At 68.7% G+C, this 25,522-nt stretch carries 22 protein-coding genes and 1 pseudogene; 22 read left to right on the forward strand and 1 reads right to left on the reverse strand.

Translation table 11 applies throughout. The annotated features are described in order from the left end of the window. Positions 1-9: 9 nt before the first annotated feature. The 5 genes from MKK88_RS33435 (at position 10) to MKK88_RS33455 (ending at position 4,287) form a co-directional block, all read left to right on the forward strand. Entirely contained in the window at positions 10-2,025 is a 2,016-nt protein-coding gene (locus MKK88_RS33435; RefSeq protein ID WP_244008082.1) for a DUF2793 domain-containing protein, read from the forward strand. A 147-nt stretch (positions 2,026-2,172) separates the two neighbouring features. Next, the gene (locus MKK88_RS33440) at positions 2,173-2,787 is read left to right on the forward strand and encodes a lysozyme (protein ID WP_244008084.1); all 615 of its coding nucleotides are present in this window, start codon (positions 2,173-2,175) and stop codon (positions 2,785-2,787) included. A 2-nt stretch (positions 2,788-2,789) separates the two neighbouring features. After that, positions 2,790-3,200, forward strand: coding sequence for a 3TM-type holin (locus tag MKK88_RS33445; RefSeq protein ID WP_244008086.1), 411 nt, complete (start codon positions 2,790-2,792; stop codon positions 3,198-3,200). A gap of 26 nt (positions 3,201-3,226) precedes the next feature. After that, positions 3,227-3,634, forward strand: coding sequence for a hypothetical protein (locus MKK88_RS33450; protein WP_244008088.1), 408 nt, complete (start codon positions 3,227-3,229; stop codon positions 3,632-3,634). Between the two features lie 287 nt (positions 3,635-3,921). After that, positions 3,922-4,287 carry a c-type cytochrome gene (locus MKK88_RS33455; protein ID WP_244008090.1) on the forward strand — a complete coding sequence of 122 codons (366 nt, stop codon included), beginning with the start codon at positions 3,922-3,924 and terminating at the stop codon, positions 4,285-4,287. Between the two features lie 461 nt (positions 4,288-4,748). On the opposite strand, the gene MKK88_RS33460 is transcribed toward MKK88_RS33455, so the two are convergent. Continuing rightward, entirely contained in the window at positions 4,749-5,462 is a 714-nt protein-coding gene (locus tag MKK88_RS33460; protein WP_244008092.1) for a hypothetical protein, read from the reverse strand. A 342-nt stretch (positions 5,463-5,804) separates the two neighbouring features. On the opposite strand from MKK88_RS33460, the gene MKK88_RS33465 reads away from it, so the two are divergent. The 17 genes and pseudogenes from MKK88_RS33465 to MKK88_RS33545 form a co-directional block, all read left to right on the forward strand. Further along, on the forward strand, positions 5,805-6,176 hold the full coding sequence (locus tag MKK88_RS33465; protein ID WP_244008094.1) for a PepSY domain-containing protein: 372 nt from the start codon (positions 5,805-5,807) through the stop codon (positions 6,174-6,176). A gap of 35 nt (positions 6,177-6,211) precedes the next feature. Then, positions 6,212-6,889, forward strand: a complete 678-nt coding sequence (locus MKK88_RS33470) for a response regulator transcription factor (RefSeq protein WP_010684559.1) — start codon at positions 6,212-6,214, stop codon at positions 6,887-6,889. Between the two features lie 2 nt (positions 6,890-6,891). Then, positions 6,892-8,049, forward strand: a complete 1,158-nt coding sequence (locus tag MKK88_RS33475; RefSeq protein WP_244008096.1) for a 2-methylaconitate cis-trans isomerase PrpF family protein — start codon at positions 6,892-6,894, stop codon at positions 8,047-8,049. 9 nt (positions 8,050-8,058) lie between these two features. Beyond that, positions 8,059-9,477, forward strand: coding sequence for a sensor histidine kinase (locus MKK88_RS33480; RefSeq protein WP_244008098.1), 1,419 nt, complete (start codon positions 8,059-8,061; stop codon positions 9,475-9,477). 172 nt (positions 9,478-9,649) lie between these two features. After that, positions 9,650-11,137 (forward strand): c-type cytochrome biogenesis protein CcmI, encoded by a 1,488-nt coding sequence (gene ccmI, locus MKK88_RS33485; RefSeq protein ID WP_244008100.1) that lies wholly within the window; start codon positions 9,650-9,652, stop codon positions 11,135-11,137. Between the two features lie 166 nt (positions 11,138-11,303). Continuing rightward, positions 11,304-11,813, forward strand: coding sequence for a cytochrome c maturation protein CcmE (ccmE, locus tag MKK88_RS33490; RefSeq protein ID WP_244008105.1), 510 nt, complete (start codon positions 11,304-11,306; stop codon positions 11,811-11,813). Positions 11,814-11,823: 10 nt separating this feature from the next. After that, positions 11,824-13,824 (forward strand): heme lyase CcmF/NrfE family subunit, encoded by a 2,001-nt coding sequence (locus tag MKK88_RS33495; protein ID WP_244008107.1) that lies wholly within the window; start codon positions 11,824-11,826, stop codon positions 13,822-13,824. A gap of 83 nt (positions 13,825-13,907) precedes the next feature. Then, positions 13,908-14,339: a cytochrome c-type biogenesis protein gene (locus tag MKK88_RS33500; protein ID WP_244008109.1), complete on the forward strand. Its 432-nt coding sequence runs from the start codon at positions 13,908-13,910 to the stop codon at positions 14,337-14,339. Between the two features lie 96 nt (positions 14,340-14,435). Beyond that, the gene (locus tag MKK88_RS33505) at positions 14,436-15,092 is read left to right on the forward strand and encodes a glutathione S-transferase family protein (RefSeq protein WP_244008112.1); all 657 of its coding nucleotides are present in this window, start codon (positions 14,436-14,438) and stop codon (positions 15,090-15,092) included. 409 nt (positions 15,093-15,501) lie between these two features. Then, positions 15,502-15,975 carry a formate dehydrogenase subunit gamma gene (locus MKK88_RS33510; protein WP_244008114.1) on the forward strand — a complete coding sequence of 158 codons (474 nt, stop codon included), beginning with the start codon at positions 15,502-15,504 and terminating at the stop codon, positions 15,973-15,975. Next, on the forward strand, positions 15,972-17,531 hold the full coding sequence (locus MKK88_RS33515; protein ID WP_244008116.1) for a formate dehydrogenase beta subunit: 1,560 nt from the start codon (positions 15,972-15,974) through the stop codon (positions 17,529-17,531). The genes MKK88_RS33510 and MKK88_RS33515 overlap by 4 nt, the downstream gene beginning before the upstream one ends. 9 nt (positions 17,532-17,540) lie before the next feature. Further along, entirely contained in the window at positions 17,541-20,414 is a 2,874-nt protein-coding gene (fdhF, locus tag MKK88_RS33520; RefSeq protein ID WP_244008118.1) for a formate dehydrogenase subunit alpha, read from the forward strand. A 4-nt stretch (positions 20,415-20,418) separates the two neighbouring features. Then, positions 20,419-20,712 (forward strand): formate dehydrogenase subunit delta, encoded by a 294-nt coding sequence (locus MKK88_RS33525; protein ID WP_244008120.1) that lies wholly within the window; start codon positions 20,419-20,421, stop codon positions 20,710-20,712. 327 nt (positions 20,713-21,039) lie between these two features. After that, a complete protein-coding gene (locus MKK88_RS33530; RefSeq protein WP_244008135.1) occupies positions 21,040-22,701 on the forward strand; it encodes an OFA family MFS transporter in 1,662 nt (553 codons plus the stop codon). Between the two features lie 77 nt (positions 22,702-22,778). Next, a complete protein-coding gene (locus MKK88_RS33535) occupies positions 22,779-23,696 on the forward strand; it encodes a LysR family transcriptional regulator (RefSeq protein WP_244008122.1) in 918 nt (305 codons plus the stop codon). 275 nt (positions 23,697-23,971) lie between these two features. Next, the gene (locus MKK88_RS33540; RefSeq protein ID WP_279602757.1) at positions 23,972-24,664 is read left to right on the forward strand and encodes a tyrosine-type recombinase/integrase; all 693 of its coding nucleotides are present in this window, start codon (positions 23,972-23,974) and stop codon (positions 24,662-24,664) included. Between the two features lie 12 nt (positions 24,665-24,676). Continuing rightward, a pseudogene (locus tag MKK88_RS33545) lies at positions 24,677-25,168 on the forward strand (tyrosine-type recombinase/integrase); the annotation flags it as partial. Between the last annotated feature and the right edge of the window lie 354 nt (positions 25,169-25,522).

Below are 25,522 nucleotides of genomic sequence, written 5' to 3' on the forward strand. Positions count from 1 at the left end.
GGAGCCCCCATGTCCGACTCGACGCCCCATCTCGGCCTGCCGCTGATCGCGGCGAGTCAGGCCCAGAAGCACGTCACCCACAACGAGGCGCTGGGCCTCCTCGACGCCTTGGTCCAGCTCGCCTGCCTGGACAAGGATCTGACGGCACCGCCGCCAAGCCCCGCCGAGGGCGACCGCTATCTCGTCATTGCGTCGAACCCCGGCGGCGCCTGGGCGGGGCTCGCGGGCCAGGTGGCCCGCTACGCCGACGGTGTCTGGACCGGCATGGTCCCGCGGGCCGGCTGGCTCGCCTACGTGATGGACGAGGCCGATCTCTACCTCTTCGATGGCACCGCCTGGACAAGCGTCCGCCGCGCGCTGTCGGCAATCCGGAGCGTGAGCCGCCTCGGGATCAACACGGAGGCGGACACCTCCAACCGCCTCGCCATGAAGGCGGATGCGGCGCTGCTGAGCTGGGACGACGTCACGCCCGGCTCCGGCGACATGCGTGTCAGCGTGAACAAGAAGGCGGCCGCGCGGGATGCCGGCTTCGTGTTCCAGACCGGCTACGCGACCCGGGCGCTGTTCGGCACCCTCGGCGGCGACGATTTCGTCCTCAAGACCTCCCCGGACGGCGCCGCCTTCGCCACTGCGCTCACCGCCTCGGCCGCGACGGGCGCCATCACCTTCGCCGCGAGCCCGACGGCGCCGACGCCGGCCGCGAAGGACAACACGACCCGCCTCGCCACCACGGCCTATGTCGACCGCGCCGACGCGGCGGCGCTGGCCCGCACCCAGGTCGCGGACGCCGCCTACACCATCCTGCCGACCGACCGCACCATCGCGGTGATCACGCTCACCGCCGCGCGGACCCTCACCCTGCCGCCGGCCTCGGCCTACCCGCAGGGCGTCACCCTGGTCGTGGTCGACGAGAGCGGGGCCTGCTCGGTGACCAACACCCTCACACTGGCCCGGGCGAGCGCGTCCGACGCCATCAATGGCCTGCCGGCGGTCGCGCTCGCGGCGCCGTTCGCCCACTTGGCGCTGCAGAGCAACGGCGCCGACAAGTGGACGATCGTCGACCGCTCGACCGCGAGCCTGGCGCAGCAGGCCGCCGATGCCGTGGCGATCACCGGGGGAAGCATCACCGGCACGCGGATCGGACCGGCGCTCAGCCGCTGGAGTTCCGTCAACACCCCGGGCGCCCTCGGGTCCGGCGGCTTCGTCAACCTGTGGGCCTATGGCAGCACGGATGGCGGCGCGAAGGGCGCCTCGCAGCTCAAGCTCGGAGCCCCCGGCTCGGCCGTCAACCAGAGGGCCTCGGTCGCCTTCTACGCGACCTTCGGCAACTACCCCAACGATCCGGGGCCGCGCCGGACCGCGGATTTCATTGCCGGCTTCGCGTCCGACGGCAAGTATGGCGGGAACGCGAACGGGACCTGGGGGAGCGAATACCTTGCCCTGAACGTCGGGATGGCCGGCTGGAACAACGACGACGAGAGCCTGGGCACGGAAGTGCTGCGGCTGACGGGCGGAAATGCCGGCCATGCCGGCGTCGGTCCGATGGTCCTGCCGGGCTCGGACAACACGATCGGCCTGGGCGTCGCCGACCGGCGGTGGTCGACGGTCTACGCGGCCACGGGGGCGATCAACACGTCGGATGCAGGTGAGAAGGTGGTGCTCGGCGCGCCGGATCCGCGGGTGTTCGAGGCGGTGCTGGCGGTGCCGCTCGTTGCGTATCAATGGGCGGAGGCGGTCGCGCGCAAGGGGCCGGACGGCGCGCGCCTCCACTACGGGGCCACCGCGCAGGCGGTGCGCGACGCGTTCCTGGCCCGCGGCCTGGACCCCTGCCGCTACGGTCTGTTCTGCGCCGACGATCTGACCCCGCGCACCGTCGATCCCCTGCTGACCGGCCCCGAGCGGGAGGCGGCCGAACGGGAGGCCGCGGCGCGCCCCGCGCAGTGGCGCTACGGGCTGCGCTACGACCAGTTCGATCGCCTGCGCACCGAGGCCGTCCGCCGGCTGTGCGTGGCCAAGGCCGCGTAGGCGCGGCCCGCGCCGGCGAACGACGTCCCCGCCCGATCCGCCGGCACCGTGGCGGCGCCGATCCCCGCCGCTGCCGAGATCGTCGCGACCGCATCCTGCCCGCGGTTCCCCGCGGGCCCAGCCGGCGGCTGAACGGAAAGCCAACCGATGGATCTCTCCCCCCTGGGCCGCGCGGCTTTGGCCGTGCGCGAAGGCTGCCGGCTGCGCGCCTATCGCGACGGCACCGGCGTCTGGACGATCGGCTACGGCCACACCAGCGCGGCTGGTCCGCCCGCCGTGACCGAGGGGCTGACCCTGACGCAGGCCGAGGCCGGGGCGCTGTTTGCCGCCGATCTCGGCCCCTACGTCGCGTCCGTGCGCGCCGCGCTCGCCCGACCGGTGCCGCAGCCGTTCTTCGACGCCTGCTGCTCGCTCTGCTTCAACATCGGCCAAGCCAACTTCGCGCATGCCAGCGTCGTGCGGCTGGCCAAGGCCGGCGAGCTCGACCGTGCTGTCGAGGCGGTCCTGCTGTGGGACCGGCCGGCCGCGATCCTCACCCGCCGGCAGGGCGAGCGGGATCAAGCGGCGCTCGCCGCCTACGGCGCCGTCTACGCCCGCCGGGGCGACCGTGACCCGGTGCGGGTGCCGGCCGGTCCCACGCTCATCACGCCGCCGCGCCCTGATCCGCTGGCGTCGATGACCGGCCGGGCGGCGGTCCCCGCCGAATCCTGGTGGCCGCGCCTGCGCGAGGCGATCCGCCGCAACATGCAGAAAGGCGCCTGACCATGGGCTTCCTCGCTCTCCTCCCGGCTTTGCTCGGCGCGTTCGGGCCGATCCTGGCGAAGGTGCTGCCCGACGAGGGCCAGCGCCTCCAGGTGCAGCTCGAATTGCAGAAGGCGCTGATCGACCAGCAGGGCGACCTCGGCCGGGCGATGGCCGAGGTGATGAAGGCCGATGCCGGCTCCGAGAGCCCGCTGGCCCGCAACGCCCGGCCGATCACCGTGCTGTGGGCCCTGGCGATGATCACCTGGGTCGGCGTGGTCTCGCCGATGCTCGGCCTGCAGGTCGAGGTGGTGGCCGCGCTCAAGGGCGTGCCGGCGGAGCTGTGGTCGCTGCTGACCGTGGGGATCGGCGCCTACATGCTGGCCCGCTCGGTCGACAAGATCGTTCCGCAGATGGTCGGGCCGAAGGGCTGAGCGTCGCAAACCCTGGGAGCGCATCGATGACCGACGAGACATCACCCCGGGCACCGGTTCCACGGGCTGTCCGCGGGGCGCGGCGAAGCGGTGCGATGGCGGATGCGCTGCCCGAATGGATCGGGCGCCTGATCGAGCGGGTCGAGGCCACGGGCCGCCAGATGGACGTGCTGGGGGGCAAGCTCGACCGGATGGACGAGAAGCTGGAGGGCGTGGCCTACCGGCGGGACATCGAGACCTTCGTGGCGCGCGAGGAGATCGAGCGGCGGATCGACAAGGCGGTCGACGGGGCGAAGGCCGAAGCCGCACGCGGTCTGGCTGAGGTGAACGGGCAGGTAAAGACCCTTTACCGGATCGGCTGGGGGTTGGTCTCGGCCGTGCTGCTGACGTTCGGGGGAATCGTGCTGGCGAAGGTCGGGCTGGCGGCGCGATGAGCAGATGCGGTGCGGAATGGTGTCGCGCGGACGGCGCCTTGCCTCTGTCGTCGCCTCTCAGCGTGCGGTCGGCCCCGGATTAAAGCGGTCACCGGAGCGTCTAGCCTGTGTGAACGCAACCTTCTCAGCCCCGCCGGCCGCCGCCGCGCGGGGCTTTTTGTCCGCCCTCCGGCCGTCAGGCTCGCCACATCGGGCCGGATTAAGTCGGAGGCACCATCGTCTAACCTCCCGATAGGTCAAGCTTTAGAAGCGTTCGGCATGAGATGCCGAATTTCGGGAGGCGTTCTGTGCGATCATTGGTATTTGGCGTCGTCGTCGCGGCCTTGCTTCCACTCTCGGCGCAGGCCCAGGAGGCCGGGGATGCCACCGCGGGCGAGAAGGCGTTCGCCCCTTGCAAGGCGTGCCACAACTTCCAGAAAAACGGCGTCGGCCCGGACCTGAAGGGCGTCGTGGGCCGCAAGGCGGGTACCTACGAGGGCTACAACTACTCGGCCGCGCTCAAGAATTCGGGCCTCACCTGGGATGAGGCCAATCTGCACGAATGGCTCAAGAACCCGAAGGCCAAGGTGCCGGGCAACAAGATGATCTTCCAGGGCTACTCGGACGACAAGAAGATCAACGACGTGATCGCCTACCTCAAGACCCAATCCTGACGCTGGGCGGCCGAGCCGTGTTGCGGAACGGCTCGGCTCACCGCTGGAGGGACCGGCCCCCCGTCCCGCGATCGGGGTGGGGTGATCAGATCGGCGGCGGCCATGGCGCTCACGTCAAACGGGCGCAACAGCGTGCCGGCGCAGCATTGGACGGCATGGAGCCGGTGGAATGTGGCCTTCGCCTGAGCGTCGCAAGCTATAAGCCGGCGTTCTACCCTAGCGGCCCCGCAGGAAGAAGAACCAGATCAGGATAAGGACCGGAATCGGCACTCCCAAAAGCCATAGCAAGCTACCTGTCAGCATGTTTCACTCCATGATCTGAAGGAGCAACCCGCCGGCTTCACCGCCTGTTCCGAAAGGGAAGCCCCCGGGACCGCGGTCTGTTTCGTGCCGTTGCGTCAAAGCCTGAGTCGCGGGATCGCATGGTCCATTCCGACTGGGTCCGTACGCCGCGCACGCCTTCACCGCTGCGGCATACGCCTGATGGAATCGACATTTTCCGGCGACAGATCCGCCTCAAGGTTGCCGTGCGGGCGCGGTGCCGCGAGCTTGGCATCCTGGCGCGCAGCGACCGGCAATGCCTTGTGGTCGATCGATCCGGTGGCGGCGGGTGAAGCGCGGTTCGGCCAATCCTCTATTCTGAGGGCCTTAGCGGGCTTCTGGTCGCCGCAGCCATCGCAAACCGACACCACCCAGGACTGCCAGAGGCCAGTGGTCTTCTCCTGGACGGACTGCGCGCGCTCGCGATGTGCGGATGCCAGGGCGACGGTGTCCAGATCCGATTGCTGTTTCGGCCCTGGCAGGGGCAGGCCCGCATCGCGCTGGCCACTGCGCTCGTCGGATGGGCCATCGGGTCTCTCCGGCGTAAGGGATGGGCGGATCCTGAGGGACAGCGGATCTGCCGTTGCGGGCCCGGAGCCGCACCCGACACAGATCCTGGTGGAGATCGTGTCATCCGAGACCTGCTTCGGTGTCCGGCGCTCGATGGGTGCCATCGACGTCGGGCTGGCATCGCGACTCGGCGGCTTGGTCTGTCCAACTGCGGTCGTGTTGGGCGCTCTTTCGGTCGACAGCGCGCTGCTTCCAGTACTCGCCCGATCCGTCTGAGCGAATACCGCGCCGATCGGCAGCGAATTGAGCAAGGAGGCGGCAATCAGGGTCCGGAATGCTGTCATGGCTTCCTCCACGCCAAGACAATCGGTCAAATTGCATCGTGTTCAATAATTATATGCCGCTGACGATCGCGAGAGTCTGGCGCGGCTCCACCGAACGGCCCTGTCGCCGGGGTCATGTCTGCCGAGCGGACGCCGGAATTTTCGGTAGGCTCGGCGTCCCGGTCTCCTTCCCCAACGTGATGAACGCGGGTGGGAACCGCGCGCCGCCTCAACCGTAGTGCCGGCACGATGCCGTCCGCACGCCGATGTCCCGCCCTGCGCACGCCCGATACACCCATCGCGGGACGTCTACGGCTACGTATTCAGGGCGCATTCAGTGCCCTCGGCCCACATCTCTCGCCAATGCGCTACGCGATCGCCCTCGTTGCCATCAGCCTGACCGCCGCGGCCCTCGCCGCGGGCGGCCTCGGCTCCATGGCGGACGATGGGCCGGCTCCCCAGACCGGCACGGTCTCCGGCCAGGCGCCGCTGCGGGTCGAGACCTGCCTGTCGCCGGCCGACATGCGCGAGGAGGTCGGCGAGCGCCGGGTGATCCCGCCCGTGGCGGCGATCCGCGCGGCCCGCACGGTGATTCCCCGGGCCGAGATCCAGCGGGCGAGCCTCTGCCGTTACGAGGACACCTTGGTCTACATGCTGACCGCCTTGCGCCGGGACGGTCATTTCGTGCACGTCATCGTGGACGCGCGCACCGGCAGCGTGGCCGGTCAATATTGAGCGGGCGCCGAAATCGTTTCCGAGGGGAGTGAGCCGTGCGTCTGCTCGTCGTGGAGGATGACAAGGACATCAACCGGCAGGTGGTCGCCGCGCTGGAGGAGGCCGGCTACGTCGCCGACAAGGCCTATGACGGCGAGGAGGGCGGCTATCTCGGCGAGAGCGAACCCTACGATGCCATCATCCTCGACATGGGTCTGCCCAAGGCCGATGGCGTCACCGTGCTGCAGAAATGGCGCCGGGCCGGGGTGAAGACGCCGGTGATCATCCTCACCGCCCGGGACCGCTGGTCCGACAAGGTCGATGGCTTCGATGCCGGGGCGGACGATTATGTGACGAAGCCCTTCCACATGGAGGAGTTGATGGCCCGGGTCCGCGCGCTCCTGCGCCGGGCCGCCGGCCATGCCACCAGCCAGATCGCCTGCGGTCCCGTCACGCTCGACACGCGGTCCGGCAAGGTCTTCGTCGACGGCGCTCAGGTGAAGCTGACGAGCCACGAATACCGGCTGCTCTCCTACCTGATGCACCATACCGGTCGGGTCGTGTCCCGGGCCGAGCTGACCGAGCACCTCTATGACCAGGATTTCGATCGCGATTCGAACACGATCGAGGTGTTCGTCGGCCGCTTGCGCAAGAAACTCGCCGTGGACCTGATCCAGACGGTGCGGGGCCTCGGCTATCTCGTGGATCCCAACCAGCCGCCAGCACGGGTGTGAGCGTGGCGCTCCGTCCCGGCACGCTGCCGGCGGTCTTCATGCGCGGCGGCACCAGCAAGGCGCTGATGCTGCACCGGCGGGACGTGCCGGGGGATCTGTCCGTCTGGGAGCCGGTCTTCCTCTCCGCCATGGACAGCCCCGATCCGTTCGGGCGTCAGCTCAACGGCATGGGCGGGGGCGTCTCGTCGGTGTCGAAGATCTGCGTCGTGGCGCGGTCCGAGCGGCCGGACGCCGATATCGACTACACCTTCGTGCAGGTGGTGGTCCGCGAGGGGCGGATCGATCTCTCGGGCAATTGCGGCAACATGCTGTCCGCGGTCGGCCCCTTCGCAGTGGACGAAGGCCTGGTGGAGGCGTCCGATGGCCCTGTGCGGCTGCGGATCTTCAACACCAACACGCGCAAGCTCATCGAGGCACATTTCGCGGTGGACGACGGCCGCACCCTCTATCGCGGCGATCTCGCGATCCCGGGCGTCGCCGGCACCGGCGCGCCGATCCGCCTCGACTTCATCGATCCCGGCGGCGCCACCACGGGCCGGCTTCTCCCGACCGGGGCCGTCCGCCAGAGCCTCGATGTGCCGGGCCTGGGCCCGATCGAGGCCTCGCTGGTGGATGCGGCCAATGCCTGCGTGTTCGTGCGCGCCGCCGATCTCGGGCTGACCGGTGTCGAGCTGCCCGCCGCCCTTGAGGCGATCCCCGGCCTGCTCGATCGGCTCGGCCGGATCCGCCGGGCCGCCTCCGTGGCGATGGGGATTGCCCCCGATCTCGATGCGGCGGTACGCATCGTCCACGTGCCGTTCGTAGGGATTGTGGCGCCCCCGCTTGAGGCCGGCAGCCTGTCCGGCGCGGCGGTGCGGGCCGACGACATCGACCTGACCGCCCGGGTGATCTCCAACGGCGTGCCGCATCAGGCCCTGCCGCTCACCGCCACCCTGTGCCTGGCCGTGGCAGCCCGGATCGAAGGCAGCCTCGTCCACGAGGCCGCACGTCCGACCGATGTGGCCCTGCGGGTCGGCATGCCATCGGGGATCCTGACCGCCGACGCTGCCGTGACGCGCGGGCCGGACGGATGGCGGGCGGAGCGGGGGGCCTTCTTCCGCACGACGCGGCCGCTGATGCGGGGCGCGGTCTATGTCGACGCGGCGCCGCTCTCCGCGTAGGGCGCTTCCATGACCGACCTCCTCGGCCTCTTCTCCCTGCGCCGCCGCTCGATCGCGGTACGGCTCGCCGTCTCGGCCTTCCTGTCGAGCTCCGCGATCCTGCTGATCGCCGCCTGGATCCTCACTACCCTCTACCGGGAGAACACCGAGCGCGCCTTCGACAGCCGTCTGCTCGTCTTCACCAACAACCTCGCCACCGACCTCGTCTCGCCGAACGATCCCGAGAGCCGGACCTTCTCGCTGGGTGATCCGCGCTTCGATCTGCCGCTGTCGGGCTGGTACTGGCAGGTCGGCAAGCCCGACGCGAAGCCCCGGGACGTGCGCACCTCGCGCTCCCTGGTCGGGGTGCCGCTGCCGCCCGCGACCGATTCCGAGGGGAAGGCCGGGGTCGGCCAGATCCGCCAGGGCTACGGCCGGGCACAGGACGGACGCCTGCTGCGCATCATGGAGCGCGATGTCGATCTCGGCGAGGAGGGCCGCTACACCGTGCGGGTCGCCGGGCCGGCGGACGAGATCGTCAACGACGTCGATCGCTTCCGCAATTCGCTGACCATCACATTCGGCCTGCTCGGCCTGTCGCTGGCGCTCACCACCCTTCTGCAGATCCGGTTCGGCCTCGCGCCGCTCAAGAAGATGCGCGCGGCTTTGGGCGCCGTCCGGCGGGGCGAGGCCGACCGCATCACCGGCACCTATCCCCGCGACATCGCCCCCCTCACCGGCGAGGTGAACCTGCTGATCGAGACCAACCGGGAGATCCTGGAGCGCGCCCGCACGCAAGTCGGCAACCTCGCCCACGCCCTGAAGACGCCGCTCTCGATCATCGTCAACGAGGTGGGCGCCTCGGACGCGCCGGAGGAACTCGCCCAGAAGATCCGCGAGCAGGCCGCGGTGATGCGCGATCAGGTCAATTACCACCTCGACCGGGCCCGGGCCGCCGCGCTCGCCGGAACCCTCGGCACCTCCACGGAGGTCGAGCCGGCGCTGGCCGGACTCGTGCGCACCTTCGGCAAGATCTATCGCGACAAGGACATTGCCTACGACGTCCACGTCCCGCCGGGCCTGCGCTTCCGGGGGGAGCGCCAGGATTTTGAGGAGATGGTCGGCAACCTTGTCGACAATGCCTCGAAATGGGCCCATGCGCGGGTGGCGATCCGGGCCGAGGCGGTGACCAAGGCCGATTATCCCCACCTCGTCGTCGCCATCGAGGATGATGGTCCGGGTCTGCCGCCGGAGGCGCGCCAGGCCGTGCTCGGCCGGGGGCGGCGGCTCGACGAATCGAAGCCCGGTTCCGGCCTCGGCCTGTCCATCGTGGCGGATCTCGCCACCCTCTACCGGGGGCGCTTCACCCTGGAGCAGGCTGCGCTGGGAGGCCTGCGGGCGGTGCTGGAGGTGCCAGGCGATGCGCCTGTCGGGACGACAACCCATTGAGCCGTTTGCGGGCGCGAATCGCGCTCTGGAGCGCGGGTCCGGTCTTCACCCTTGTCTTCGCGCGGCAGTTGCGTGACACCGTGCCGCCGCCGGGGGGCGTCGTGGCATTCCGCCGCCGGCTCCACATGGTGTGGGGACGTATGGGCCGGTCCGGCCCGCTGGCGAAGGTTCGATGACGGCGATCTGGTTCATCCTGGCGGCTATGACTGCGGCGGCTGTCCTCGGCCTGCTCTGGCCGCTGTCGCGGCGCGCCGTGGTGCCCGCTGGCGAGGCGGGCGGCACCGCGATCGCTACCGAGACCGCCTTCTACGAAGACCAGATCGCCGAGATCGCCCGCGACCAGGAGCGCGGCCTGATCGCCCCAGAGGAGGCCGAAGCGGCCAAGGCCGAGGCGGCGCGGCGCCTTCTCCGGGCGAGCCGGGAGGTCAAGCTCGAAGCCGAGGATGCCGGCACGGTCGAGGCTGCGCGCCCGGCTGAGCCGCGCCTGCGCCGGCGTCGGGCGGCCTCGGCCTTCGCGGTGTCCACCATCCCCCTCGTGGCGCTGATCGCCTACGGCCTCTACGGCTCGCCGGAACTGCCTGCCCAGACCGAAGCCGACCGGCAGGCGGCCCGCGGCGGCGCCGACGAGCTGACGAAGGCGGTGGGGCAGATCGAGGCGCGACTCGCCCGTGATCCGAACGACGCCCGCGGCTGGGCGGTGCTCGCCCCGGTCTATATGCGCACCGGCCGGTTCGACGACGCGGCCCGCGCCTACGGCAACATCGCCCGGCTGAAGGGTGAGTCCGCCGACCTTCTGGCCGATCAGGGCGAGGCCCTCACGGCGGCCGCTGACGGCACGGTGACGCCCGAGGCCAAGGCGCTGTTCGAGAAGGCGCAGGCCAAAGACCCGAACGCGCCCAAGCCCCGGTTCTATCTCGCCCGGGCGGCCGAGCAGGCCGGCGATACCGGCGAGGCGATCCGCCAGCTCACGAGCCTCGAAGCCGCCAGCCCGCCGGACGCCCCCTGGCTCGGCGTGGTCCGCCAGACGCTCGCTCGCCTCAAGGGCGAGCCGGCACCCCCGACCCCGGCGCCGACCGAGCCGAAAATCCCGGCCGCGCAGCAGGCGGCGATCCGCGGCATGGTCGACGGGCTCGATGCCCGGCTCAAGGCCGGCGGCGGCACGCCGGACGAGTGGCTGCGGCTCGTCCGGTCCCGGGCCGTGCTGGGCGAGCACGATCAGGCGAACGCCGCCCTCGCCCGAGCCCGCACCGCGCTCGCCAACGATCCACAGGGTCTGGCCCAGGTGGAACAGGGTGCCCGCGCCGTCGGCCTCGATGCCGAGGGTGGCCCGGGGCGCCCGGCCGAGCCCGCCCCCTCCGGACCGGCGGCCCGGGCCGAAACCGAGGCCGCGATGGCGGCTGTGCGTGCCATGCCGCAGGCGGAGCGTGACGCCGCCATCCGCGGCATGGTCGAGGGGCTCGACCGGCGGCTGGCCGCCCGCGGCGGCACGCCCGACGAGTGGATGCGGCTCGTGCGGTCCTACAGCGCGCTGGGTGAGCGCGATCAGGCCATCAAGGCCCTGGACCGCGCCCGAATGGCGCTCGCGGCCAATGGCGAGGCGGTGGCGCGGCTCGACGGATTGGCCCGGGAACTCGACCTGCCCGGCAAGCCCGCGCCCTGACCGCACGAAGGCGCGAGGCCGGCGGCGCGGACCGCCCGTACGACAATCGGTCCCGACGCCCGCCCTTGACCCGGGCGCGTACGGAGCCGACACCCTCATGAGCTAGAATGAGAACGGTTCGGGCCTGGGCGGGTGACCGCCCGCCGGATCGCGGGGTGGAAGTATCGTGACGCGTAAGAGCCGCCGCCTGATCCTGATCGCCGCCTGCGGCAGCGTGCTGGCGCTGGCCGTGGGGCTGATCCTGTTCGCCATGAGCGGCTCGATCGTGTTCTTCCGCTCGCCGTCCGAGATCGCCCTGCAAGCCATCGCGCCGGGCACGCGCCTGCGGCTCGGCGGGCTGGTGAAGGACGGCTCGCTCAAGCGCGGCCCGGACCAGGCGGTGGACTTCGCCGTCACCGATACGAACGCCACCGTCGCGGTGCACTACAAGGGCCTGCTGCCGGACCTGTTCCGGGAGGGGCAGGGGGTCGTCGCCGAGGGCGTGCTGGAGCCGGGCGGGATGTTCCGCGCCGATACGGTGCTGGCCAAGCACGATGAATCCTACATGCCGCGCGAGGTCGCCGACGCGCTGAAGGCGCAGGGGCGCTGGCAGGAGGGCGGCCCGAACAAAGCCGCGCCGCCGAAGCCCACCACGGCGGCCGCCAATTCGACCCTCGGCCCCCGCAGCGAGCGGTGAGGGAACCCGCATGATCGTCGAGACCGGTCACTTCGCCCTCGCGCTCGCGCTGGCGATCTCCCTCGTCCAGATGGTGATGCCGATCTGGGCCGCCCGCTCGGGCGATCCGGCGCTCCGGCAGATCGCCTCGCAGGCGGCGCTCTGGGCCTTCGCCTGCGTGCTGTTCGCCTTCGCGGCGCTGACCTACGCGCACGTCACCTCGGACTTCTCGGTCCAGAACGTCGTCGAGAACTCGCACACGCAGAAGCCGCTGATCTACAAGATCTCCGGTGTCTGGGGGAACCACGAGGGCTCGATGCTCCTCTGGGTCCTGATCCTCACCCTGTTCGGCGCCTGCGTGGCGGCCGCCAAGAACTCCGTGCCGCCGCGGCTGCGGGCCAACACGCTCGGCGTGCAGGGGCTGATCACCTTCGTGTTCGTGCTGTTCATCATCACGACGTCGAACCCGTTCAGCCGCGTCGTCCCGGCGCCGCTGGAGGGCAACGACCTCAACCCGCTGCTGCAGGATCCCGGCCTCGCGATCCATCCGCCGCTCCTCTATGTCGGCTATGTCGGCTTCTCGATCAGCTTCGCCTTCGCGGTCGCTGCCCTGATCGACGGGCGGATCGACGCCGTCTGGGCCCGGGCGGTGCGGCCCTGGACGCTCACCGCGTGGTGCTTCCTGACGCTCGGGATCGCGATGGGCTCCTACTGGGCCTATTACGAGCTCGGCTGGGGCGGCTGGTGGTTCTGGGACCCGGTCGAGAACGCCTCCCTGATGCCCTGGATCGCCGGCACGGCGCTGCTGCACTCCACCGTGGTCATGGAGAAGCGCGACGCCCTGAAGGTCTGGACGGTGCTGCTCGCCATCCTGACCTTCTCGCTCTCGCTGATCGGCACCTTCCTGGTCCGCTCGGGCGTGATCACCTCCGTGCATTCCTTTGCCACCGACCCGACCCGCGGCGTCTTCATCCTGGCAATCCTGATCCTGTTCATCGGCGGCTCGCTGAGCCTGTTCGCATGGCGGGCACCACTGCTGCGGCAGGGCGGGTTGTTCGCGCCGATCTCCCGCGAGGGGTCGCTGGTCCTCAACAATCTTTTCCTCGTCGCGGGCTGCGCCACCGTGCTGGTGGGCACCCTGTATCCGCTGCTTCTCGAGATGCTGACCGGCGAGAAGATCACGGTCGGGCCGCCCTTCTTCAATTCCACCTTCGTGCCGCTGGCGATCCCGCTCCTGCTGATCGTGCCCGCCGGGCAGGCGCTCGCCTGGAAGCGTGGCGACGTGCTCGCGGCCGCGCAGCGCCTGTTCGCGGTCCTGGCCCTGGCCCTGGTGGTCGGCTTCGGGGTGCTCGCCCTGACCTGGGGCGGACCGGTCATGGCCCCGGTCGGGATCGGCCTCGGCGTCTACCTGCTGATCGGCTCGGCCTTGGAGATCGTCTCCCGCGCCCGGGGCTACGGGGCGAGCCGTGCCCGCTCGCTGAGTCAGATCGGCCGCCGCGCCATCGGCCTGCCGCGCTCGGCCTGGGGGACGGCGTTCGCCCATGCCGGCGTCGGCGTGGTGGTGCTGGGCATCGCCGCGCAGGGTTGGGCCGCCGAGGGTCTGGCGACCCTCAAGCCCGGCCAGAGCCTGGCGACGGGACCCTATACGGCCACTTTGGAGCGCGTCGCCCCGCGCAAGGGCCCGAACTACGAGGAGGCCGCCGCCTATCTGACGATCCGCACCCGTGCCGGCGACGAGGTCGGGCAGGTGGAGACCGGCAAGCGCTTCTACCCGAGCCGCAAGATGGCGGTGACCGAGTCCGGCCTGCTAACCGTCGGCGTGAGCCAGGTCTATGCGAGCCTCGGCGAGATCGGCCAGGACGGCAGCGTCGGTTTGCGGCTCTACTACAAGCCGCTGGTGCTGCTGATCTGGCTCGGTGCCGTGGTGATGGCTCTGGGTGGCGGGCTCTCGCTCATGGACCGCCGGATGCGCGTGGGCGCCCCCGCCAAGGCGAAGGCCCGGCCGCTGCCCAACGCGGTGCCGGCCGAGTGAGGGCGGCGATGAAGGTTTTCGCGCATCGCCCTCGCCCCTCTGCGGTGGAAGGAAGCGCGCGCGTCCGTGCCGGCGCCGCGCTCATGCTTCTCGCCGCGCTCGTCACCCCCGCCCACGCCGTCCAGCCCGACGAGGTGCTGAAGGACCCGGCCCTGGAGCATCGTGCCCGGGAGATCTCCGCCGAGCTGCGCTGCCTCGTCTGCCAGAACCAGTCGATCGACGATTCCGACGCGCCGCTCGCCAAGGATCTGCGCCTGATCGTCCGCGAGCGTCTGGAGAAGGGGGACAGCGACACGGCCGTGCGTAATTACGTGGTCGCCCGCTACGGCGAGTTCGTGCTGCTGCGCCCGGTCTTCGCCCTGCACACGCTGCTGCTCTGGTTGACGCCGGTGCTCGCGGTCCTGCTCGGTGGGTTCGGGATCTGGCGCCTCGCCCGCCGCCGCCGGCCGGCACCGACGCGCGGCCTGTCGGCCGCCGAGGAAGCGGAGGTCGCCGCGCTCCTGCGACGGGAGTAGAATCGGCCCCAGCGGTGATTCGCGAGTCCCTTCGGCACGAGTCTTGGATCGGGCCTCGCAGACCGCATGATCGGCGATGCGCCTGGGGGCAGGACGATGACGGCCGCGACGCTCACCATTTCGAGCCGCAACTATTCCTCATGGTCCCTGCGGGGCTGGCTGATCTGCCGGATGGCGGGCCTCGACTTTCAGACCGAGGTGTTGTCCGGGACGGATGCCAGCAGCCGGGCGGAATTGCTCCACCTGTCGCCGTCCTTCCTGGTACCCCGCCTGCGGCACGGCGACGTCGTAGTCTGGGACACGCTGGCCATTGCCGAGTACCTCGGCGAGATAGTCCCGGCCGCCGGCCTGCTGCCGGGTGCCGTGGCGGAACGCGCCCATTGCCGCTCGATCTCCGGGGAGATGCATTCGGGGTTCGTCAATCTGCGCTCGGCCCTGCCGATGAACCTGCGCGCCTTCCACCCGGATTTTCGGGTGTTCAACGGCGCGAAGGCCGATATCGAGCGCATCGTCACGATCTTCGACGATTGCCTGGATCGGTACGACGGGCCCTTCCTGTTTGGCGCCACGCCGTGCCTGGCGGATGCCATGTATGCTCCGGTCTGCACGCGCTTCCGCACCTATGATGTCGCGCTGCCGCCCCGCGCCGCGGCCTACCGGGACACGATCCTGCACTGGCCGCTGATGGTCGAATGGGCGGAGGCCGCCGACGACGAGCCGGATGAGATCGAAGAACTCGAGATGGAGTTCTGATCGAACACGCGTCACAGGCTCGGATTCGAGCCATTTCGGGGTTCAGTGCGATCTTACGATACAGCGTCGCCCGAGCGGTGCCTGCGAGCCATCCAGCCGTGCCTGCACCGGCGCCGCACGTTAAACTTGAGCCTCGACACAAACTCGGCGGTCAGTTGAAAATCGTCCGGCCATGCAATTTCTTGCAGGGCACAAATCTATGTTGCGGTGCAGGAAAGAAATTCTGACCACCCCGTCGATCCGAAAAACCGATTCGTGACAGTTGCTTAACGCATCACGCCATCGGCCTTAAAAGCCGAGTGACAGCTCGACAAACGTCCTTTGTCACGCAACCGGACAGGGCGATTGAAGCGAACCGGCATTTCTGTTCCTCTTCGCATTAGAACAGGAACAGACTGGGCTGGAAACCATGGCGCGTCACGAGCCCTGGAGCGCCGAGCGCGCCACCGGGATCATCGCCGAACACACCCATCTTGAAGGGGCCACGCTGCCGATCCTGCACGCGTTGCAGGCGACGTTCGGCTACGTGGATCAGGGCGCCGTGCCGCTGATCGCGGACGCGCTCAACCTGTCGCGGGCCGAAGTGCATGGCTGCGTGACCTTCTACCACGATTTCCGTGCCCACCCCGCCGGCCGCCACGAGGTGAAGCTGTGCCGGGCCGAGGCCTGCCAGGCCATGGGTTCGGACAAGCTGCATCGCGAGATCCTCGGCCGCCTTGGCTGCGGCTGGCACGAGACCACCGCAGACGGCAACGCCACGGTCGAGCCGGTCTACTGCCTCGGCCTCTGCGCCAACGGCCCCGCCGCGCTGGTGGACGGTGAGCCCGTGGCCCACCTGACCGCCGACGCCCTTGAAGCTGCCCTGACGGAGGTGCGCCAGTGAGCGTCACGCTCTACGTTCCGCGCGACGCCGTCGCGCTCGGCCTCGGCGCCAACAAGGTCGCCCGGGCTCTCTTCGCCGGCGCCGAGCGCCGCGGCCTCGACGTCACCGTCGTGCGCACCGGCTCCCGCGGTCTGGCGTGGCTGGAGCCGATGGTCGAGGTCGGCACGCCCGAGGGGCGGATCGCCTACGGCCCGGTGAAGCTGGAGGATGTCGACGCGCTTCTGGATGCCGGCCTGACCGAGGGCGGCGACCATGCCCTGCGCCTCGGCGACCCGGAAAAGATCCCGTTCCTGGCCCGGCAGCAGCGTCTGACCTTCCACCGCTGCGGCGTGATCGACCCGGTCTCCGTGGACGATTACCGGGCCCACGGCGGCTATCGCGGCCTTGAGGCCGCGCTGAAGCTCGATGCCGAGGGCATCGTGGCGGCGGTGCGCGATTCCGGCCTGCGCGGCCGGGGTGGTGCCGGCTTCCCGGCCGGCATCAAGTGGAACACCGTGATGCTCGCCAAGGCGGACCAGAAGTACGTGGTCTGCAACGCCGACGAGGGCGATTCCGGCACCTTCGCCGACCGGATGATGATGGAGGGCGACCCCTTCAACCTCATCGAGGGCATGACCATCGCGGGCGTCGCGACCGGGGCCACGCGCGGTTACATCTATCTGCGCTCCGAGTATCCGCAGGCGTTCGCGACGCTCAAGGAGGCGATCGCCAACGGGATCCAGGCCGGCGTGCTCGGCGACAACATCCTGGGGTCGGGCAAGGCCTTCCACCTGGAAGTGCGCCTCGGCGCCGGCGCCTATATCTGCGGTGAGGAGACCTCGCTGCTGGAGAGCCTGGAGGGCAAGCGCGGCGTCGTCCGCGCCAAGCCGCCGATCCCGGCGCTGAAGGGCTTCCTCGGCAAGCCGACGTTGGTCAACAACGTCATGACCTTCACGGCCGTGCCGTGGATCCTGGAGAACGGCGCCAAGGCCTACGCCGATTACGGCATGGGCCGGTCGCTCGGTACCTTGCCGATCCAGCTCGCCGGCAACATCAAGCACGGCGGCCTGATCGAGATGGCCTTCGGCATCACCCTCCGTCAGGTCATCGAGGATTTCGGCGGCGGTACGCGCTCGGGCCGTCCGGTCCGCGCCGTGCAGGTCGGCGGGCCGCTCGGGGCCTACTTCCCCGACCATCTCCTTGATACGCCCCTCGATTACGAGGCGATGGCGGCCAAGAAGGGCCTCGTCGGCCACGGCGGCATCGTGGTGTTCGACGACACGGTTGACATGGCGAGCCAAGCCCGCTTCGCCTTCGAGTTCTGCGCCACCGAGTCCTGCGGCAAGTGCACCCCCTGCCGCATCGGCGCGACCCGTGGCGTCGAGACCATGGACAAGGTCATCGCCGGCATCCGCCCGGACGCGAATCTCAAGCTGGTCGAGGACCTCTGCGAGGTCATGACCGACGGATCGCTCTGCGCCATGGGCGGGTTGACCCCGATGCCCGTGATGAGCGCGATCACCCATTTCCCGGAAGATTTTCGCCGCGCGGGCTCGCTGCCTGCGGCGGCTGAGTGAGGTAGCGACATGGCCCTCATCAAAGAAATCGACTACGGCACGCCGATCCGCGTCAACGCGCAGACGGTGACGCTGACGATCGACGGCATGTCGGTGACGGTGCCGGCCGGCACCTCGGTGATGGCGGCGGCGATGCACGCCGGCACGCAGATCCCGAAGCTCTGCGCCACGGATTCGCTGGAGCCGTTCGGCTCCTGCCGTCTGTGCCTCGTGGAGATCGAGGGGCGGCGCGGGACGCCCGCCTCCTGCACGACGCCAGCCGAGAACGGCATGGTCGTGCACACGCAGAACGACAAGCTCCACAAGCTCCGCAAGGGCGTGATGGAGCTCTACATCTCCGACCACCCGCTGACCTGCCTGACCTGCGCGGCCAACGGCGACTGCGAATTGCAGGACATGGCGGGCGTCGTCGGCCTGCGCGACGTGCGCTACGGCTACGACGGCGACAACCACGTGGCGCCGACTGCGGAAAAATATCTGCCGAAGGACGAGTCGAACCCGTACTTCACCTACGACCCGTCAAAGTGCATCGTCTGCAACCGCTGCGTCCGGGCGTGCGAGGAGGTGCAGGGCACCTTCGCGCTGACCATCGCGGGCCGCAGCTTTGACAGCCGCGTGGCGGCCGGACCGACCAACTTCTTCGAATCCGAGTGCGTGTCCTGCGGCGCCTGCGTGCAGGCCTGCCCGACTGCGACGCTGCAGGAGAAGTCGATCCACGAGTTCGGCCAGCCCGAGCACGCGGAAGTCACGACCTGCGCGTATTGCGGCGTCGGCTGCTCGTTCAAGGCTGAGATGCAGGGCGAGCGCGTCGTCCGCATGGTTCCGTACAAGGGCGGTAAGGCCAACGAGGGCCATAGCTGCGTGAAGGGCCGCTTCGCCTACGGCTACGCCACCCACAAGGACCGCATCACCAAGCCGATGATCCGCGAGAAGATCACGGATCCGTGGCGCGAGGTCTCCTGGGAAGAGGCGATCGACCGGGCGGCCTCCGAGTTCAAGCGGATCCAGGCCACGTACGGCAAGGATTCGGTCGGCGGCATCACGTCGTCGCGCTGCACCAACGAGGAAGCCTACCTCGTCCAGAAGCTGGTGCGCGCCGCCTTCGGCAACAACAACGTCGATACCTGCGCCCGCGTCTGCCACTCGCCGACGGGCTACGGGTTAATGTCGACGCTCGGCACCTCGGCCGGCACGCAGGATTTTAAGTCGGTCGAGAATTCCGACGTGATCCTGGTGATCGGCGCCAACCCAACCGACGGCCACCCGGTCTTCGGCTCGCGGATGAAGAAGCGCCTGCGTCAGGGCGCCAAGCTGATCGTCGCGGATCCGCGCAAGATCGACCTCGTGAAGTCGCCCCACATCAAGGCCGATTATCACCTGCCGCTGAAGCCCGGCTCCAACGTCGCCTTCATCAACTCGCTGGCGCACGTGATCGTCACCGAGGGGCTGATCGACGAGGCCTATGTCCGCGAGCGCTGCGATCTGGCCGAGTTCGAGTCCTGGGCCCGGTTCATTGCCGAGGAGCGTCACTCCCCGGAGAATCAGCAGCAGTTCACCGGCCTCGACCCCGAGCAGGTGCGCGGCGCGGCCCGGCTCTACGCCAAGGGCGGCGCGGCCGGCATCTACTACGGGCTGGGCGTCACCGAGCACAGCCAGGGCTCGACCATGGTGATGGGCATGGCCAACATCGCCATGGCCACCGGCAACATCGGCAAGCTCGGCGCCGGCGTGAACCCGCTGCGCGGCCAGAACAACGTGCAGGGCTCCTGCGACATGGGCTCGTTCCCGCACGAGCTCACCGGCTACCGCCACGTGTCGGACGACGCGACCCGTGAGAGCTTCGAAGCCCTCTGGGGCGCCAAGCTCGACGGCGCGCCGGGCCTGCGCATCACCAACATGCTGGACGAGGCCGTCGAGGGCTCGTTCAAGGGCATGTACATCCAGGGCGAGGACATCGCCCAGTCGGACCCGGACACGCATCACGTGACCTCGGGTCTGATGGCGATGGAGTGCATCGTCGTCCAGGATCTGTTCCTGAACGAGACCGCCAAATACGCCCACGTCTTCCTGCCGGGCGCCTCGTTCCTCGAGAAGGACGGGACCTTCACCAACGCCGAGCGCCGCATCTCGCGGGTCCGCAAGGTCATGGCCCCGATGGGCGGCTACGGCGACTGGGAGGGCACGGTGCTGCTCTCCAATGCGCTGGGCTACAAGATGAACTACAGCCACCCGTCCGAGATCATGGACGAGATCGCCGGCCTGACGCCGAGCTTCACCGGCGTGTCCTACGCCAAGCTCGACGAGCTCGGCTCGGTGCAGTGGCCCTGCAACGAGAAGGCGCCGCTGGGCACGCCGATGATGCACGTGGACCGGTTCGTCCGCGGCAAGGGCCGGTTCATGATCACCGAGTTCGTGGCGACCGAGGAGCGGACGGGGGCCAAGTTCCCGCTGATCCTCACCACGGGCCGGATCCTGTCCCAGTACAATGTCGGCGCGCAGACCCGGCGCACCGAGAACTCGCGCTGGCACGAGGAGGACGTACTGGAGATCCATCCCTTCGACGCGGAGCTGCGCGGCATCGTGGACGGCGACCTCGTCGCCCTGGAGAGCCGATCCGGCGACATCGCCCTGAAGGCTAGGATCTCCGAGCGGATGCAGCCCGGCGTGGTCTACACCACCTTCCACCACGCCAAGACCGGCGCCAACGTCATCACCACCGATTACTCGGATTGGGCGACCAACTGCCCCGAGTACAAGGTGACGGCGGTGCAGGTCCGGCGGACCAACCGGCCGTCCGATTGGCAGGCGAAGTTCTACGAGGAGGATTTCTCGTTGACGCGCATCGCCAATTCTCAGGACACCACGCTCGACGCGGCGGAGTGAGGCGATGAGCGCACTGACGCAGGAGGACAAGCTCCTCCGTATGGCCAACCAGATCGCGTCCTTCTTCCGGTCCTACCCGGAAGAGGAGGCGGTGGCCGGCATCCACAAGCACATCGTGGCGTTCTGGACGCCCAAGATGGTCTCGAAGCTCGAAGCCGCCCTGCCCGAGATGGGCGACCGGGCCGACACCCTGGTGCAGCGGGCCCTGCGTGGCGCCGAGCCTCAGGCCGAAAGCCCGGTGCGACCTGCGACCCGCGACCCGCAGAAGCTCGGCGAGGGTGCCAGCGACGCCGGCTGAGGCGTTCGACCAAGAGCGATCCTGCGCCCCATCGCAGAACGCGCAGGATCTGGGTTGTGCGGGCCCTGCACGGTCTGATGGGCGCATGCGACGCCTGAGTCTCACGGCGCCACATGAGTCGCCGCGTCGGAATGCCGGGGGCTTCAACGCAGAACCTAGAGCCCAGACCGTCAGGTAGGCTCTACCTGCGAGAGTTCGCCCGTTAATTGCGCAGATCCGGATTAAATCTGTCTACTCAGCGGGCATCACGCTAGCGCCGTGTACACAGATCGCGCATCTTGCGGCGGCGAGCGGTCCATCGACGTGACCGCCGTCGAGGAGTCCGACATGGGTGCTGGGGTGGCTGGCGCGGTCGCGCCGGGTGGTGCGCCGGGTCTGTTGACCCGCGAGCGGATCGTGGCCAAGCCGGGCTTCAACCGATGGTTGGTCCCGCCGGCGGCGCTGGCAATTCATCTCTGCATCGGCATGGCGTACGGCCTGTCGGTGTTCTGGCTGCCGCTGACCCGGGCGCTCTCGGTCGGCAAGCCGGCTCCGGCGACCTGCCCCGACATGGGCGTCATGACGGCCCTGTTCACGACGACCTGTGACTGGCGCGTCAGCGACCTCGTGACGGTCTTCTCGATCGGCATCGTGATGCTGGGCCTGTCGGCGGCTTTGTTCGGCGGCTGGCTGGAGCGGGCCGGCCCGCGCAAGGCTGGCATCGCGGCGGCCCTGTGCTGGGGCGGCGGCTTCCTGATCGGGGCGCTCGGCGTCTACGTCCACCAGCTCTGGCTGGTCTGGCTCGGCATGGGTCTGATCGGCGGCATCGGGCTGGGCCTCGGCTACATTTCGCCCGTCTCGACGCTGATCAAGTGGTTCCCCGACCGCCGGGGCATGGCCACCGGCATGGCGATCATGGGCTTCGGCGGCGGTGCCATGATCGGATCGCCCCTGGCCGATACCCTGATCAAGACCTTCCGGACCGCGGACTCGGCCGGTGTCTGGCAGACGCTGGCGGTCATGGGGGTCGGCTACATCCTGTTCATGCTCGGCGGAGCCTTCGGCTATCGCGTGCCGCCGGCCGGCTGGCGCCCCGATGGCTGGACGGCCCCGGCTGCCAAGAACGCGATGATCGCCTCCGGGCACGTCCATCTCCGCGACGCCCACAAGACGTTCCAGTTCTGGATGATCTGGCTCGTCCTGTTCCTCAACGTGTCGGCTGGTATCGGCGTGCTCGCGCTGGCCTCGCCGATGCTGCAGGAGATTTTCGGCGGCGAGCTGATCGGCCTGCCGGGCACCGGCTTCTCCGCCCTCGACGCCGGCCAGAAGGCGCAGGTCGCCGCGATCGCGGCCGGCTTCGTCGGCCTGCTCTCGCTGTTCAACATCCTGGGCCGGTTCTTCTGGGCCTCGATGTCTGATCGCATCGGCCGGAAGGTCACCTACGCAATCTTCTTCGCGCTGGGCGGCCTGCTCTATGCGGCAGCCCCCTGGGCGGCCGGCATCGGCTCGCAGGCTCTGTTCGTCGCCATTTTCTGTGTGATCCTGTCCATGTATGGCGGCGGTTTCGCGACGGTGCCGGCCTACCTCGCCGACGTGTTCAGCACGCAGTTCGTGGGCGCCATCCACGGGCGCCTGCTCACCGCGTGGTCGATGGCGGGCATCGTCGGCCCGTTCGTCATCACCAAGATCCGCGAGGCGCAGGTCGCCGCGGGCGTGCAGGGCGCGGACCTCTACGGCCGGACCATGTACGTGCTGGCGAGCTTCCTGGCGGTCGGGTTCCTCTGCAACCTGCTCGTTCGGCCGCTGGCCCAACGCTGGTTCATGTCCGACTCGGAGCGATCCGCCCTCGACGTCAAGGCCGGCGCGACCGCCTCCGGGCCGTCGGGCGCCTTCGGTATCGGCCGCGGCGGTTTCAGCCCCGGTGCAGCCGTGGCCTGGGCGGTGGTCGGCATCCCGATCGTCTGGGGCATCGGCATCACCGTGTCGAAGGCCTTCATCCTGTTCCGGTGAGCGACCGCTGCGCGGTTGTGGGTGTCGCCGGGGGTCGCTAGGCTCCCGGCGACTCGCGGTGCCGGGATCCCTGCGTGGTGATCGACAAGCTGGACTTCCTGCTCGCGCTCGCCCGGGAGCAGCATTTCGGACACGCCGCCGAGGCCTGCGGGGTGACCCAGCAGACCCTCTCGGCCGGCGTGAAGCAGCTGGAGAACCGGTTCGGCGTGCAGCTCGTGCTGCGCGGTTCGCGCTTTCAGGGCTTCACCCCTGAGGGCGAGCGGGTGCTCGCATGGGCGCGGCGGATCGTGGCCGATGCCCGGGCCATGCACGAGGAGGTCACGGGGCTGCGCCGGGGCCTGACCGGTCATCTGCGGATCGCGGCGATTCCCACGGCGCTGCCGATGATCGTGCGTCTCACCACCCCCTACCGGGAGCGGCACCCGGACGTGCGCCTGACGGTCGAATCCGCCACCTCGGCCGACATCTTCTCGCTGATCGAGAATCTCGAGGCGGATGCCGGCCTGACCTACCTCGACAACGAGCCCCTCGGGCGGGTGATCTCCGTACCGCTCTACCGGGAGCGATACCGCCTCGTCACGGCCATCGGCGGTCCCTTCGACCAACGCGCGAGTGTCACCTGGGCCGAGACGGGCAGCCTGCCGTTATGCCTCCTGACCCCGAACATGCAGAACCGGCGGATCATCGACCAGCAGATCCGGGAATCGGGCGCCGAGCCTGCCGCCACCCTCGAATCCAATTCGATGATCGTGCTGCTGACCCATGTGCGCACGCTGCGCTGGGCCTCGATCATGCCGGAGATCCTGGTGGATGCCCTCGGGCCCATGGAGGGCGTGCGGACCATCCCGATCACCGCGCCGGATCTGGTGCACACGATCGGCCTCGTCGCGCCGCGCCGCGAGCCGTCCACGCCGATGGTCACCGCCCTCGTGGCCATCGCCCGGTCGCTGGCGCGGACGCTCGACCCGGGACTGTCGGACACGACATCCGCCTGATCGCAGCTCGCGTCCTATAGGTGCGTACGGCAGCACCGACGAAAAAAGCCGCCCCGTCTCCGGAGCGGCTTCGCAAAGGCCGGGATGCGGCCTGACGGCTTACTTGATCTTGGTACAATTCCCATGAAATTCGAGGGTGCCGCCTGAAACGATCAAGTGGTTGTTCCGCAATCGCTTTATGTCTCAGCTTGTTTCACCGCCATCCGTCCTGTACCGTATATTTGTGACCCGGACGTGACCCGGGGAAGCCTCGCGAGGCACCATTGCCGGCTCAGATGTTGACGGATGCGCAGGTGCGATCGTTTAAGGCCGACGGGGCGTCTCGGCTGATGATCTACGACGCTAAGGCCCAAGGCCTGTGCCTCCGTGTCTCGGCCTCTTCGAAGTCGTGGAGTTTCATCTATCGGCCCAAGGGCAGTGCCAAGCAGCGGCGGTACACGATCGGCGACTATCCCAGCTGGAGCCTGGCACAGGCCCGCGAGAAGACATTCGCCCTTCGCCGGACTGTCCAGGAAGGCGGGGATCCCGTGGCAGCCGCCCAAGAGCGCATCGCCGCTCTCACGGTCGCTGGCTTCCTTGAGCGATACATCGAGCGCTACGCCAAGAAGAAGCTGCGCTCCTGGCGCGACTATGAGGGGCTACTCAAGCGCGACGTCATTCCGGCGCTTGGCCAGCGTCGTGCTGAAGAGCTGACCCGTGCCGAGGTGGCGAATCTCCTAGACAAGATCGCTGCCCGTGCGCCGGTCGTTGGCAACCGCGTTCTGAACACTCTCAGTGCTGCCTATTCATGGGGCGTTTCCGAGGGGCTCGTCCCGCTGAATCCAGTTACCGGGTTGAAGCGCCGGCATGAGGAAACCCCGAAGGATCGCTACCTCTCGGACGCGGAGATCGTGGCGTTCTGGAAGGCGACCGAAGCGGCGGCGCCAGCATACCGAGATGCATTTCGGCTGATCCTGCTCACTGGGTAGAGGCCTGGTGAGTGTGCGGGCATCCGAGCAGAGGAGATTGACCTCGCTACCGGAATTTGGACACTGCCCCCCTCGCGGACGAAGAACGGTCGTCAGCACAAGATCCCTTTGGTCGGCAAGGCATTGGAGATCGTGCGCCGGCTCCGTGCGGACCGGTCGGCTGGAGCGCTGATTGTCAGTCCTCGCGGCAAGATCATCACCCCACAGAACCTCGCCAAGGCTTTCGAGAGCCTACGGGAAGGCGTGTTCGCGACGAATGTGACGCCGCACGACCTGAGGCGCACAGCCGCGACGTTGCTTGGGAAGCTCAGCGTTGGGCGCCTGACCCAAGGGTATGTGCTCAATCACGTGAGCACGACCAAGAATTCGGTGACAGGTTCGGTATATGATCAATACGATTATGTGTCAGAAAAAAAGATCGCGCTTGAAGCATTAGATGCGCGTATCTCTGAGATAATCGACGGCAAAGAAATGCGGTCTAACGTCATTTCGATGAGAAGTTAGAATGGGACGAGTGCAGGAACTCGGTGTTATCTGGGAGCAAAAGATCGATAGCCGCGAGCGTTGTCGTCAGGAGATCAAGCACGTCGTAAGTCTTAGAGATTTTCTGCATGAGCTAGAGATTTTGAGTTCGATTGCTTTCAGCCGGGAAATAAATGAAGCGGTGAGATCAATCTCGAAAGTCTGCAAGGCGACTGAGATTTCAGATGATCAAGGCTGGCCTGCCCCCATTCGGTGGCCCGAGTTCGAAGTTAGTGCATCGTCGGTCGGCTGACGATGGCAGGGCGCGCGGACGGCACTGATCCGCTCGGTTCGGTTGGCCAGAGGACGACCTCCGGCGCGGGTGGCTGGTAGCCG

Origin of the sequence: Methylobacterium sp. E-005 (genome assembly GCF_022829725.1) — a bacterium.
In the GTDB taxonomy this organism is placed as follows: Bacteria; Pseudomonadota; Alphaproteobacteria; order Rhizobiales; family Beijerinckiaceae; genus Methylobacterium.